This window comes from Blautia sp. AF26-2 (assembly GCF_003460955.1).
Taxonomy (GTDB): domain Bacteria; phylum Bacillota; class Clostridia; order Lachnospirales; family Lachnospiraceae; genus Fusicatenibacter; species Fusicatenibacter saccharivorans.
This window is the reverse complement of the sequence record NZ_QTWD01000001.1, coordinates 425167-439464: the sequence shown is the minus strand read 5'-3', so window position 1 is coordinate 439464 and position 14298 is coordinate 425167. Positions and strand designations below refer to the sequence as shown.

The following is a 14298-nucleotide window of genomic DNA, read 5'->3' as shown; positions in this document are numbered from 1 at the left end:
TTATTTTGTAATCTGTTTGTAGACAGATGCAATTTCCTCCCGGGTTGCAAGGTTTTCAGAAAAAGCACTTGCACTTCCCGCTGCGATTCCCATATGGAACGCAAGGAGGTAATCTTCTTTTTCCATGTAGCCTGCCATGAATCCGGCTACCATCGAGTCTCCTGCGCCGACGCCGTTGATAAGCTTTCCTTTCGGGGCCGGAGCTTCAAAGACCTCACCGGATGCGGCAACGAGAACGGCTCCTTCGCCTGCCATGGAAACCAGAACGTTCTGTGCGCCCTTTTTCTGCAGCTGTTTTGCATACGGAACAACCGACTCTCTTGTCTTTAATTCCACACCGAAAATCTCGCCGAGTTCGTGATTGTTCGGTTTGATGAGGAACGGGTGGTACGGCAGAACCTTCATCAGCAGATCACGGGTCGCGTCTACGACGATGCGGACGCCCTTGCCGTCGAGCATTTCCATAATTTTCTGATAGGCATCATCTGCCATGGATGACGGGATGCTGCCTGCGAGGAAGAGAACGTCGCCCTCGCCGAGTGCGGAAAGCTGTTTCATCAGCTCTTCCACTTTTTTCTCCGGGATTTCGGGTCCCTGTCCGTTGATCTCAGTTCCGTCAATGCTCTTTAATTTGACGTTGATGCGGGAATATCCTTCTTCCAGCCAGATGCAGCCGTTTTTAATTCCCATCTGGTCGAGCCGTCCCGCGATTTCTTTTCCGGTAAAGCCTGCCAGAAATCCGAGCGCTGTGCTCTCAATTCCAAGGTTTCCAAGTACGGTCGATACGTTGATTCCTTTTCCGCCCGGAAGCATCAGCTCGGAGCTTGTGCGGTTGGTAAGGCCGAGCTTGAAGTCTTCCACCGATACAATGTAGTCCAGAGACGGATTGAATGTCACTGTGTAAATCATATTTCCCTCCTGCTTTATTTTGATCGTTTTTGCTTTGATAAGATTATCATATCGTCATATTCATTCAAAATCAATCATTAATATTTCATGAATTTTCCCTTCTCTTTTTGTCACATTTGCATAAGTTTAGAGTTTTGTGACGGATTTTCCCGGTTTATCGCCCTGTTTTGACCGACTTTGACTGATCGTCATCTTTTCTTCCCTGTCACGCATTGATCACTTTATTCTCTCCATTTCGGTCATTTTTTATCAGACACTTTCTTTCTGTTCTCATTTTTGTACTTTACTTTTTCCGGATTTGGTACTAAAGTGAAGAGAAATCAAAAAAAGAATTTCCAGAAGAGGTGATTTTATTTGAAACGATACTATATTCTTCACTATTTTGATCCCGCCAATGTGGGCAGTTTTCTGCTTGTCTCACTGCTCGGCCTGATTCTGGTGCTTGCCCTTGTGCTTCTGATTGCAAAATTGCAGATTCAGCGGCAGCTAAAAGAGGAGACAGAGGAAAAAGCGAAAAAAATACGCCGGAAGAAACACCAGCGCAGGCAGTATCAGATTGTGGAAAGCTTTTATGAGCTGGTTTTCTCCGGCACTTCGATTCTTCTCTTCCTCTCCCTCTATTACATTATCGATGAGCGTCTGCCGCAGATTTCGATGTACTGGGAGAAATATCAGGATGTGGTGCTTCTTGTCTTTATCGTGCTCTCCGTCTTTCTGACGAGCTGGCTCGATGTGGTTCTGGTAAAGCTCACGCACCTTGACCCGGAGCAGAAGGCGTCGGTGCGGCTGATTTCGGTCTTCTATATTGTACTGATTCTTCTGTACATCCGCTTTATCTACGAGGACACGAATTACGACGGCCTGATTCTCTATTTCCTGACACTGACGGTCGGCCGCTTCCTGTATTTCGACTTTACGGTCAAGAGTTTTCTTGAAACGATGCGGGGCGTGTTGGAAAATCTACCGCTTCTTGTCATCATGAGCGCCTACTCCGGTTTCGTGTGCTGGTATGGGTTCCATGTCGGCTTTCTGCTGAAATCAAATGGCGTCATTTTGAGCACCTTTCTTGCCCATCTGTTTATGGACTGCTCGATCTTTCTGCTCCACAAGACAAGAATTTTAAAGCATGTGATACGAAAAATTTAAAACCGGCATTTTTTTACCAGCCATATATCAAAAGCTCTGCAGATCAGAATTTTGCATTTTCTGTTCTGCAGAGCTTTTCTTATTTAATGTTCTTTTTTACATGCCAAACAGCAGTGCAAAGCCATGTACGACAAAAGCTGCCAGCCAGGCGATCACACACTGGGAAACGACAACACCGGCTGCCCATCTGCCGCCAAGCTCCCGCTTGATGGAAGCGACTGCCGCCACACACGGCGTATAGAGGAGGCAGAAAACCAGAAGGCTTAATGCGGAAACCGGTGTCAGAATTTCGGTCAGCTGCGCGGTCGTGCCGAACAGTACGGAAAGTGTGGAGACGACACTCTCCTTTGCCATAAATCCGGTTAGAAGGGCGGTCGATACTCTCCAGTCTCCAAATCCAAGCGGCCGAAAAACCGGGGCGAGACGGCCGGAGACAACGGCGAGAATGCTGTCCTTGGAGTCCTCCACGACATTGAGATGCGTTCCAAAGGTCTGTAAAAACCAGATCACAATCGTGGCAACAAAAATGACGGTGAATGCCCGCTGCAGGAAGTCTTTTGCCTTATCCCACAAAAGCTGTCCGACATTTTTTGCCCCCGGCATGCGGTAGTTTGGAAGCTCCATGACAAACGGAACGGCTTCCCCCTGGAATAAAGTTCCCTGCATCAGCATCGCCATCAGGACAGCCATGAAGATACCACCGAAATACAGAAGAACCATCACAAGGGCACTGTATTTCGGGAAGAATGCGGCGGTAAAGAACGCGTAAATCGGAAGTTTTGCCGAACAGCTCATAAACGGAGTTAATAGGATCGTCATTTTCCGGTCACGCTCGGAAGGCAGGGTGCGGCTCGCCATGACGCCCGGCACGGTACAGCCAAAACCGACCAGCATCGGCACGATACTGCGGCCGGAGAGGCCGATTTTCCGGAGCAGCTTATCCATCACAAATGCCACGCGCGCCATATAGCCGCTGTCTTCCAGAATGGACAGGAAGAAAAACAGGGTGACGATGATCGGAAGGAAGCTTAAGACACTTCCGACGCCGTTAAAAATACCGTCAATCACAAGGGAATGAAGCACCGGATTGACGCCCCATGCTGTCATGGCGCTGTCCACGAGCTCGGTCAGTTTTCCGATCAGAATCTCCAGCACACTCTGCAGCGATGCTCCGATCACATGGAAGGTCAGGAAAAAGACAGCCGCCATAATCCCGGCAAAACATGGCAGAGCCGTATATTTTCCGGTCAGCACACGGTCAATTTCTGTGCTCCGCACATGCTCGCGGCTCTCTTTTGGTTTTACCACGGTCTCACGGCAGACTTTTTCAATAAAATTAAAACGCATATCCGCAATCGCCGCCGCGCGGTCCAGGCCGCGCTCCGTCTCCATCTGACAGACGATATGTTCGAGCATCTCTTTCTCGTTTTCATCGAGGGCCAGCTGCTCCAGGATCAGCGCATCGCCCTCTGCCAGCTTGCTCGCCGCAAACCGCACCGGAATATCCGCCCTTGCGGCGTGATCCTCGATCAGATGCATGATGGCGTGTAGCGCACGGTGGACGGCACCGCCGTGGTCATTCGCCTCACAGAAGTCCTTTCTGCCCGGTTTTTCCTGGTATTTGGCCACATGGACAGCATGGGCAACCAGTTCATCGATTCCCTCGTTTTTTGCAGCGGAAATCGGGATAACCGGGATGCCAAGTCTCTCTTCCATCTGGTTCACGAGCACAGAACCGCCGTTTTCGCGTACCTCATCCATCATGTTGAGGGCCAGTACCATCGGAATGTCGAGTTCCATCAGCTGCATCGTCAGATACAGATTCCGTTCGATATTCGTCGCATCTACGATATTAATGATGCCGCGCGGATGCTCGTTCAGCACAAAATTTCGCGTGACAATCTCTTCACTGGAGTACGGCGACATGGAATAGATACCGGGAAGGTCCGTGACCAGCGTGTTCTTCTGACCGCGGATTTCACCATCCTTCCGGTCCACCGTCACGCCCGGGAAATTTCCGACATGCTGATTCGATCCCGTCAGCTGGTTGAACAACGTAGTCTTGCCGCAGTTCTGGTTTCCTGCCAGTGCAAAGGACAGCAGCTCTCCTTCCGGCAGTGGATGCTCCTCTGCCTTATTGTGATACTTTCCGCCCTCTCCAAAACCGGGATGCGGAATCGCTCTGGCATCCGGCTGCTCCTTTTCTTTTACGGTATCCCGCACCTCATCAATTTCAATCCGTCCGGCATCGTCAAGGCGAAGTGTCAACTCATAGCTGTGAATCCGTACTTCCACAGGATCTCCCATCGGTGCGTACTTTACCATCGTTACCTCCGCACCTGGAATGATTCCCATATCGAGGAAGTGCTGCCGCAGCGCACCCTCTCCTCCTACAGTGCGGACAGTCGCCGTTTTTCCGATCGGCAGTTCTTTCAATGTCATATCTGTCTCTCCTTGTTGATTCTCATTATCAACAACAAGTATATGACACAATTCGACTGCGGTCAAGCGCCTGCCGCCATTTACTGTTTTCTTTCTTCCAGTTTTTTCTGTACACTTGGAAACCGCTCGAGATCCGTGTGTGGAATTGCCTGGGCGGCTGCCATCATGGAAATAAAGTCAGAGACCTGGCCAAACTGAATATAAACCATCTCCTCGAGAATCCGGTCAATCTCTTCGATTCGGGTTCTGTCCAGCAGAATTTTTTCCGCTCCCTCTAACGACGTATTTCCAGCACAGATGAGGCGTTCCCGGTCCATATCCGGGTACATGCCGATTGTGATGGCAGACTCCTTCGAGACGTGTTTTCCAAACGCACCAGCCGCGTAAAACCGGTCAATTTCTTCCATGGAAATGCCGGATTCACGCATCATGTACTCAACCATCGTGTAGGCCGCTGACTTTGTACGAAGGAATTCGGCGATATCACTCTGATAGAAGCACAGCCCTTCACTATATTCAACGCACCACTCTCCCGTCTCCGGGTCTTCCTTGATCTTTTCGGACCGCTCCGGCTGCAGGGTACCGAACAGGTTGATCCATCCATTTAGGAATAATTCCGCGAGCAGATCGATAATGCCGGAACCGCAGATGCCCTTTGGCTTACCCTCTCCGATTACATGGCACTGGATTTTCCCGTCTTCTATTTTTACCGTATCAACAGCGCCTTCTGCAGCTCGCATGCCGGTTTTGACCACGCCGCCCTCGAGCGCCGGACCGGCAGCGCCTGCGCCGCAGAGCAGAAATTCCCGGTTTCCGACGACAAGCTCGCCGTTCGTTCCGATATCAAAAAAAACGCTGATCGTTTCTTTTTTATAGAGTTCCGTTGCGATCATACCGCTTAATATATCACCGCCCAGGTAATTGGATTTTCCCGGCACGCAGTAGACACATCCCTTCATGGGAAATCCCATCTCTTTCGCCGGAAGGAATCCGACGCGGTCTGCGCGCACGGCGTACGGGGATGAAAAGACGCAGAACGGATCCAGTCCCAGCAGGAAATGGATCATCGTTGTGTTGCCGGATACGACCATTGAGAGAACATCCGACGGCGCAATTCCTGTCTTTTGGCGAAGTTTTTCAAAGAGCAGTGTAAATGTCTCCATCGTACACGCACGGATGTCCTGCAGTACCTCCGGTTTATCCTTACAGGCAAAGATTCTCGTCAGAATATCGGTTCCATAGGCAGTCTGGCGGTTGTATTCGCTCTCTTCGGCAAGCACGGTACCGTCGCTGCAGTTTACCAAGCGCACAACGACGGTCGTACTTCCAAGATCAGCGGCATAGCCGTAATGCTCTGCTGCTGTATCGCCCGCTTCCAGATCAACCGCCTGCCAGATGCTTCCATTCCATGCGAGGGAAACCGTTATGTTATAGTCTGCCTCATCGCAGATGGGATACAGTTTCTGCAGCGCTGGAAGGGTAAATGATGCGGTGATTCCTTTCTCTTTTAATGCATCCAGTATCCGCATCTGGCTGGAGCGGGCGTCCTCCTCCGTCGGCGGGACCAACTCCAGATACTGTTTCTGTGCTATTCCTCTATTCATTATTACTTCCTCATTTCCTGATCATTTTTCTGTTTCTTATTGTAGCACTTTTCTCTTTTCCAGAGAACTTATTTTTTTCACATTTTTACTACATTTCCATCACAGATTCCCATTATACTGCAAAGCATAGAAACAAAAAAGGAAGCAAACAAAACCGGAAGCCGATTCCGGAACACAGTTTAAAATACAAATACCAGAAAGGAAGTATTTATTATGATGGACTACAGAAACAACTACAATAACGAAAACGAAACCAATAATGAGAACATGATGGCAGCAAAGCAGAACAGCTTCAACGGAAAGAAACCTTCTTCCAAAAATAAAAAAGCTGCTAAGCTTGCAAAGAAAATCGGAGCCATCGCCTTAAGCGCAGTTCTGTTCGGCGGTGTTGCCGGCGGTACCTTCCAGGCAGTCAACCACTTTGCCGGAAGCACGACAGCCGCTGCAACAACAACCACTGCACAGCAGACGACTTCCAACAGCAGCCTCTTAAAAGCCGCTGCCACATCCTCAAGCTCCACTTCCACCGGAACGATGGATGTTTCCACGATTGCGAAAAACGCAATGCCGTCGATCGTCTCCATCACAAACCAGTCCGTACAGGAAGTACAGAACTACTTCAGCATGTTCGGTTACGGTGCCCAGACTCCGCAGACCGAGGAGACCACAAGCTGCGGTTCCGGTATCATCATCGGAAAGAATGACACCGAGCTTCTGATCGTCACCAATAACCATGTAGTAGAAGATGCCGATACTCTTTCTGTTAGTTTTGTAAACAATCAGGTCTGCAAGGCAAATATCAAAGGTACCGATGCCGATAACGATCTTGCCGTCATCGCCGTTCCGCTCTCCGAGATCCCGGATGACACGATGAGCAGCATCGCTGTTGCCACGATGGGCGATTCTGATTCCGTTGAGGTCGGCGAGCAGGTCGTTGCGATCGGCAACGCACTCGGCTACGGCCAGTCCGTTACGACCGGTATCATCAGTGCTGCAAACCGTGTGATCGACAGCGATTCCTCTTCTGACGGAAGCTCCGATGGAACAACTGCAGATACTTCTTCCACTGATACAACCGGAAAGACCTACTTACAGACCGATGCAGCCATCAACCCTGGCAACAGCGGCGGCGCTCTTCTGAACATGAACGGAGAGGTCATCGGTATCAACTCCGCAAAACTTGCTTCTACAGAGGTAGAGGGCATGGGCTATGCAATCCCGGTCTCCCGTGTTTCCGATATCATTGAAAATCTGATGAATGAGCAGACCAGAACAAAGGTTGCCGCAGAAGATCAGGGAACGATCGGCATCAAATGCCTCGATGTCAGCAGCCAGATCCAGCAGGCATACAATATGCCGGCCGGCATCTATATCTCCGAAGTAACCTCCGGCGGTGCCGCTGAAAATGCAGGTCTGAAATCCGGATACGTTCTGACCAGCTTTGACGGACATTCCATCACCTCCACCAGCGAGCTGAAATCCCTGCTGCAGTATTACTCTGCCGGCGAAACCGTTGAGGTGGAAGTACAGGTTCCAGACAACGGATCCTATGAGACAAAGACCTTCTCACTGACCCTCGGAACGAGCATCAGCTCTTCAGATGATCAGCAGAGCGATTCCCAGCAGAATGCGGGTTCATCCCGCTCTGCAGAGGGTGGAAATACCCTGACCTCCGCTACTCCTTCGATCTGACTGCCCGCTCTCCCGTGAAAGAAATCCATAAATAAAAAACATCATAAGCATGAAAGAAAGGCCCCGAAACATAACTCCAATGTTTCGGGGCCTTTCTCCTATTCTCTTAATCCATTTCTTATTTTTCTGCTCCTGCAACTGCCTCGCGGGCTGCTTTCTCTTCCGGATCTTCATCCAGAATGGAGAATGCAATATTGGTTGCATGGTCCGCGACACGCTCGAGTCCGGATACAAGATCGGAGAAGATCATGCCGGCTTCCGGCGTACATTCGTTGCGGGTCAGACGCTCTACATGCTTCTGCTGCAGATCCCGCTCCTCCTGATCAATGGAATTTTCAATATCAATGATCTCCTGCAGGTGCTGCAGATCATTCTTTGCAAACATTTCGATCGACTCATCGAGAATTTTTAATACCATATCCAGCATCTCGGAAAGATCCAGTTCGCCCTGTTTGCTGAAGGTCACATTGTCATTCGTCATCTGCACAGCAGAATCTGCGACATTCTCGGCATGATCACCAATCCGCTCGATATCATTGACCACATGGAACAGCGCACCGATGCGCATAACGTCTGATGTCGGCAGCGATGCCTGATTTAAGTGAACCAGATAGTTCGTAATCTCTTTGTTCAGGAAATTAATATTTTCCTCGACACGGTAGACCTCGTCGATTTCTTTCTGATCGCGGGTCACCAACGTATTCATCGCGCGAATCAGGTTGGTCTCTGCCATCTGTGCCATACGCTCCATCTCACGGACAGCCTGCAGAACTGCAGTCGTCGGGGACATCGCATGTTTCGAGCTGATGTAGGCAAGCTCGAACTTTTTGTCTTCCTCGTCATTTCCGCGGATGATAAAGTACGTTGCCTTCACCAGAAGCGGGGTAAACGGCAGCATCAGGAGTACCTGGCATACTTTGATGATCGAGTTTGCATTTGCGATCATACGGCCTGCTTCGTTTCCGGAAATACCCATAAAGAAGTCAACTACCTGATTTCCAAACAGCAGGAAAATAATGGAGCAGACAATCGTTCCGGAGATGTTGAACAGCAGGTGGACACATGCCGCACGTTTTGCATCTTTTTTGCAGCCGAAGCTGGCAAGAATAGCGGACATCGTACATCCGATGTTGCATCCAAGCATCATAAACAGACAGATCGGAAGTCCCATCAGACCTTCTCTTGCAAGAAGCATGATGATTCCGACCGTTGCAGAGTTACTCTGCAGAATCGCGGTAGCCACCCAGCCGACTAAGAACGCAAGAAACGGATTCGTCAGGGATCCGAGGGCGTTGACGACTGCCGGGATCTCTTTTGCTTCGTTCAGGGCTCCTGAGATACCGGAGATACCCATAAACAGAATACCAAATCCCAAGATAACCTCGCCGAGACGGCTGATCGTCAGATTGTTCTTTACGAACATAACCATCAGAACACCGATGATGACAAACAGCGGCGCGATATCCGCAAGGTCAAACGCAATCAGCTGTCCGGTAACTGTCGTACCGATGTTTGCTCCGAGGATAATTCCAGGAGCCTGTGCCAGTTTCATCAGACCGGAGTTTACGAAGCTGACCACCATAACGGTTGTAGCGTTGGAGGACTGAATCAGCGCGGTAAAGAAAATACCGACCAGAAGACCGATCACACGGTTCTTCGTAAATACCTCCAAAATGCTTCTCATCTTGGATCCGGCAACCTTCTGCAGTCCTTCACTCATCAGCTTCATTCCATATAAGAAGAAGCCCAGACCGCCCATCAAAGACACTATTACACTCATATTCTTTTTTCTTCCTTGTCTTTTTCTGATGTCTTTTCAAAATCCCTGTCAAAGCATTTTCATGTTTTGGTCTCAATATTTTACATTTCCTTAACGCAGATTTTACAAGACACCTTTTTTATCATAAAAGAAATCATGACATTTGTCTATAGAAAAATTAAAAATTTCGACAAGAAATTTTCAGATTCTTTTCGTTTCTTTCTTGCATTCTACTTGATAATATTGTAACATTTAGGATGTTTCCATATTATGAGGCGACATTTCCGCCTACAAAATTCAAAAGGAGAGAAAACTATGGAAAAGTTTAGCAAGCTGATGGAAAACACATTCAAGCTGCGGGAAAATGGAACAACGGTCAAAACCGAGATCATCGCCGGTGTCACCACGTTCATGACGATGGCGTACATTCTTGCCGTCAACCCGAACATCCTTTCCTCCACCGGCATGGACCACGGCGCTGTCTTTACCGCAACGGCTCTGGCAGCCTTCCTTGGCACCCTGCTGATGGCACTTTTTGCCAATTATCCATTCGCTCTGGCACCTGGAATGGGCCTCAACGCCTATTTCGCCTACACCGTTGTTCTCGGATACGGATATAGCTGGCAGGCAGCCCTGACCGCCGTTTTTGCAGAAGGTATCATCTTTATTGTACTTTCTCTGACCAACGTCCGTGAGGCGATCTTCAACTCCATTCCGGTCAGCCTGAAATCTGCAGTCAGCGTCGGCATCGGTCTGTTCATCGCATTCATCGGACTTCAGAATGCAAAAATTGTACTGCCGAACTCTTCAACCGTGGCAGGCCTCTATTCCCTGTCTTCCTACAATGCCAACCTGCAGTCTGCAGCCACATTAAACGGAACAGAGTATGTGGCAGGAACGTTTAACGATGTCGGAATCACCGTTCTGCTCGCAGTCATCGGTGTTATCCTCACCGCCGTTCTTGTCGTACGCAATGTAAAGGGAAACATCCTCTGGGGAATTCTTGCAACCTGGATCCTCGGCATGATCTGCCAGGCATGCGGTCTCTACGTTCCGAACCCGGCAAACGGCTTCTACAGCCTGTTCCCGGATTTTTCCAACGGACTTTCCATTCCAAGCCTTGCCCCGATTTTCGGAAAACTGGATTTCTCCATTCTGAAAACAGGCGAGTTCTTCGTGATCATGTTTGCATTCCTGTTTGTCGATATGTTTGATACCATCGGAACTCTGATCGGTGTATCTTCCAAGGCAAACATGCTCGACAAAAACGGAAAACTTCCGCGCATCAAGGGCGCGCTGATGGCAGATGCTGTTGCTACCTGCGCAGGTGCTGTTCTTGGTACTTCTACCACAACAACTTTCGTTGAGAGTGCTTCCGGCGTTTCCGAAGGCGGCCGTACCGGTCTTACCGCTGTTACCACTGCAATCCTCTTCGGCCTCGCTCTGTTCCTCTCCCCGATCTTCCTTGCCATCCCGTCCTTTGCAACGGCTCCGGCACTGATCGTGGTAGGCTTCTACATGCTGACCAACGTAGTCAACATTGATTTCAGTGATCTTTCCGAGGCGATTCCGTGCTACATCTGCATCGGAGCAATGCCATTCTTCTACAGCATTTCCGAAGGTATTGCCATGGGAGTTATCTCCTACGTTGCAATCCAGATCCTGAGCGGAAAAGCAAAAGAAAAAAAGATCAGCGTGATCATGTACATCCTGGCTGTTCTGTTTATCTTAAAATACCTTCTTCTGTAATGGCTTTTTAACGATACAGAACTGCATAAAAAGGCTCCTGTCCCACAGATTTTATTCTGTGAAACAGGAGCTCTTTTTATGCTCTGAATCAAAAATTTTTATTCTGCCAGGGTCCGGTAAAAGCAGGTGCGGTTTCCGGTGTGGCACGCTGCGCCGACCTGTTCTACTTTGGCAAGAATTGTATCGTTGTCGCAGTCGATCAGAAGCTGTTTTACATACTGCACATGGCCGGAGCTCAGTCCTTTCGTCCAGAGCTCATTGCGGCTTCTGCTCCAGTACGTCATTTTTCCAAGGCGCAGTGTCGTCTCAAACGCTTCTTCATTCATGTAGGCGAGCATCAGCACTTCGTCATTTTCCGCATCCTGTACAACAACCGGAACCATGCCGTCGCTGTTTGTCTTAAAATCCGCCCAGGTAAAATCACATTTTAATGCTTGTTTCATCTCTTGTTCTCCTCTTTTTCTGCTCTTACAGGCTGCCCTTGGTCGAGAGCACGCCGGCAATTCTCGGATCGAAGGAAGTTGCCTCATCGAGTGCCTTCGCAAATGCTTTGAACATCGCCTCGATGATGTGGTGGTTATTTCCGCCGTCAAGCACTTTGATATGCAGATTCATCTGCGCCGCATAGGAAACGGCGTAGAAGAATTCTTTTACCATCTCGGTCTCCATCTCTCCTACTTTCTCCCGTGTAAATTCTGCCTGGAAAGAGAGATACGGTCTGCCGCAGAGGTCAACGGCCGAGAGCACCAGTGTCTCGTCCATCGGAAGGATTCTGTCGCCGTAGCGGCGGATGCCCTGTTTGTCGCCGACTGCCTCGCGGATTGCAGTTCCGAGCACGATACCGGTGTCCTCGATCGTGTGGTGGCCGTCTACATCAAGATCTCCGTCTACAGAAACGGAAAGGTCGAAAAGACCGTGGCGGGCAAAGCCGTCGAGCATATGGTCAAAAAAGCCGATGCCGGTGTGGATGTCGCTCTTTCCCGTTCCATCCAGATTTAATGTCATGCGGATCTTTGTTTCTTTTGTCACGCGTTCTACGCTGGCTGTTCTGTTCTCCACTTACTCTTCCCCCTCAAAACGGACGGCAATCGAATTGGCGTGTGCCGTCAGGCTCTCTGATTTTGCAAAGCTCTCGATATCCTCGTGGATCTCGGAAAGGGCTTCTCTGGAATAATAGATGATGCTGGATTTCTTCACGAAATCGTCTACGGACAGCGGTGAGAAGAATTTTGCGGTTCCGTTCGTCGGCAGGATATGGTTCGGGCCGGCAAAATAGTCACCGAGAGGCTCGCTGGAGTTCTCGCCGAGGAAAATAGCACCGGCGTTATGTACCTTCATCATATCCTCAAACGGGTTCTTCGTCACGATCTCGAGGTGCTCCGGTGCGATGGCATCTACGGTGTCGATCGCTTCCTGATGCGAATCGGTGACAAGGATGTAGCCGAAGTTGTCCAGTGATTTGGAGATGATGTCGCTTCTGGAGAGGACTTTTAAGAAACCGTCTACCTCTTCACTTACCTTCTCTGCCAGTTCCTGGGAGGTGGTAATGAGGATCGCACTTGCAAGCTCATCATGCTCAGCCTGGCTTAAGAGATCGGCTGCCACGAACCGCGGATTTGCAGTCTCATCAGCAAGGACAAGAATCTCACTTGGGCCTGCGATGGAGTCGATGCTGACATTTCCGTATACGGCTTTCTTTGCAAGGGCAACGTAGATGTTTCCAGGTCCTACGATTTTATCGACTTTCGGAATGCTCTCGGTTCCGTAAGCAAGGGCTGCAATTGCCTGTGCACCGCCGATTTTAAAGACGCGGTCCGCACCGGCTTCTTTTGCTGCCGCAAGGACAACCGGGTTGACTTTTCCGTCTCTGCCGCACGGCGTTGTCATGCAGATTTCTTTGACTCCTGCCACTTTTGCCGGAAGAATGTTCATCAGAACAGAGGACGGATACGCTGCCTTTCCTCCCGGAACGTATACGCCGACACGGTTCAGGGCGGTCAGCTTCTGGCCAAGCATCGTTCCGTTCTCGGTAGAGGTGAACCAGCTGTTCTGTTTCTGTTTTTCGTGGAACTCACGGATATTTTTCATGGATCTGCGGATGACACCGATCAGCTCTGGATCTACGATGTTGTACGCTTCATCAATCTCTTCCTGTGTTACTTCTACGGTAGAAGCATCGAGTACCGCGTGGTCGAATTTCTCGGTATATTCGAAAACGGCTGCGTCTTTTCTTGTTTTTACATTCTCAATGATCTCCTGCACGGAAGCCTCGTACGTTCCGTACTGTGTCGGGCTTCGTTTCAGCATATTCTCCAGAATATTTTCTGTAGTCTCTTTTGTCAGTTTTACGATTCTCATACCAGTGCTCCTTTCAGATCCTGAATTAATTTAGTAATTCTCTCATTTTCCATCCGCATGCTCACCTGGTTGACAACCATGCGCGCAGACAGCGGGCAGACCTCCTCGAGAACGGTCAGGCCGTTTTCCCGTAAAGTGCTTCCTGTCTCTACAATATCCACAATCACTTCGGAAAGTCCGACAATCGGTGCCAGCTCGATCGAGCCGTTCAGCTTGATCATCTCAACGGTCTGGTGCTTGCGGTTGTAGAAGTAATCCTTGGCAATGTTTGGGTACTTCGTTGCCACACGGATCTGCTGGTTGTGCTGCAGCAGCTCACGCGCGGATTCCGGTCCGCAGACACACATGCGGCACTTGCCGTAGCCAAGGTCCAATACCTCGTAGAGGCGTCTTCCTTCCTCCAGAATCGTGTCCTTTCCGACGATTCCGATATCCGCTGCGCCGTACTCCACATAGGTCGGCACATCCGGACCTTTGGCGAGGAAGAAACGGAGCTTATGCTCTTCGTCCGTGAAAATCAGCTTTCTCGTATCTTTATTTTTCATTTCATCGCAGGTGATGCCGACTTTTTCCAGCAGCTCCAGCGTCTGGTACGCCAGGCGTCCTTTTGTCAGTGCAATGGTCAAATATCTCATCTTT

Annotated in this window: 10 protein-coding genes and 1 pseudogene; 3 read left to right on the top strand and 8 right to left on the bottom strand. The window is 49.7% G+C overall.

Annotation, left to right across the window (positions count from 1 at the left end; genetic code table 11):
- On the bottom strand, nt 1-909 hold the full coding sequence (gene pfkB / locus DWY63_RS02185) for a 1-phosphofructokinase (RefSeq protein WP_117801064.1): 909 nt from the start codon (nt 907-909) through the stop codon (nt 1-3).
- Nucleotides 910-1263: 354 nt separating this feature from the next.
- On the opposite strand from pfkB, the gene DWY63_RS02180 reads away from it, so the two are divergent.
- The gene (locus DWY63_RS02180) at nt 1264-2055 is read left to right on the top strand and encodes a hypothetical protein (RefSeq protein ID WP_055226353.1); all 792 of its coding nucleotides are present in this window, start codon (nt 1264-1266) and stop codon (nt 2053-2055) included.
- Nucleotides 2056-2151: 96 nt separating this feature from the next.
- Here the strand turns inward: DWY63_RS02180 and feoB are convergent, their stop codons facing one another.
- A complete protein-coding gene (feoB, locus tag DWY63_RS02175) occupies nt 2152-4497 on the bottom strand; it encodes a ferrous iron transport protein B (protein WP_117801061.1) in 2346 nt (781 codons plus the stop codon).
- A gap of 80 nt (nt 4498-4577) precedes the next feature.
- On the bottom strand, nt 4578-6101 hold the full coding sequence (locus DWY63_RS02170; protein WP_117801057.1) for an ASKHA domain-containing protein: 1524 nt from the start codon (nt 6099-6101) through the stop codon (nt 4578-4580).
- 213 nt (nt 6102-6314) lie between these two features.
- Here DWY63_RS02170 and DWY63_RS02165 point away from each other — a divergent pair, with 213 nt between their 5' ends.
- A complete protein-coding gene (locus DWY63_RS02165) occupies nt 6315-7793 on the top strand; it encodes a S1C family serine protease (protein WP_117801054.1) in 1479 nt (492 codons plus the stop codon).
- Nucleotides 7794-7911: 118 nt separating this feature from the next.
- On the opposite strand, the gene DWY63_RS02160 is transcribed toward DWY63_RS02165, so the two are convergent.
- Complete coding sequence (locus DWY63_RS02160; RefSeq protein ID WP_117508987.1) at nt 7912-9573, bottom strand: Na/Pi cotransporter family protein; 1662 nt, start codon at nt 9571-9573, stop codon at nt 7912-7914.
- Between the two features lie 312 nt (nt 9574-9885).
- On the opposite strand from DWY63_RS02160, the gene DWY63_RS02155 reads away from it, so the two are divergent.
- Nucleotides 9886-11301 (top strand): NCS2 family permease, encoded by a 1416-nt coding sequence (locus DWY63_RS02155; protein WP_117509154.1) that lies wholly within the window; start codon nt 9886-9888, stop codon nt 11299-11301.
- A 101-nt stretch (nt 11302-11402) separates the two neighbouring features.
- On the opposite strand, the pseudogene hisI reads toward DWY63_RS02155, so the two are convergent.
- From hisI to hisG, 4 genes and pseudogenes are all read right to left on the bottom strand, one after another.
- A pseudogene (gene hisI / locus DWY63_RS02150) lies at nt 11403-11714 on the bottom strand (phosphoribosyl-AMP cyclohydrolase); the annotation flags it as partial.
- 55 nt (nt 11715-11769) lie between these two features.
- Nucleotides 11770-12306, bottom strand: a complete 537-nt coding sequence (gene hisB / locus DWY63_RS02145) for an imidazoleglycerol-phosphate dehydratase HisB (protein WP_055218350.1) — start codon at nt 12304-12306, stop codon at nt 11770-11772.
- Nucleotides 12307-12360: 54 nt separating this feature from the next.
- Complete coding sequence (gene hisD / locus DWY63_RS02140; protein ID WP_055226357.1) at nt 12361-13659, bottom strand: histidinol dehydrogenase; 1299 nt, start codon at nt 13657-13659, stop codon at nt 12361-12363.
- Nucleotides 13656-14294 carry an ATP phosphoribosyltransferase gene (hisG, locus tag DWY63_RS02135; RefSeq protein ID WP_022461875.1) on the bottom strand — a complete coding sequence of 213 codons (639 nt, stop codon included), beginning with the start codon at nt 14292-14294 and terminating at the stop codon, nt 13656-13658. Before hisG ends, hisD begins: the two co-directional genes overlap by 4 nt.
- Nucleotides 14295-14298 lie beyond the last annotated feature (4 nt).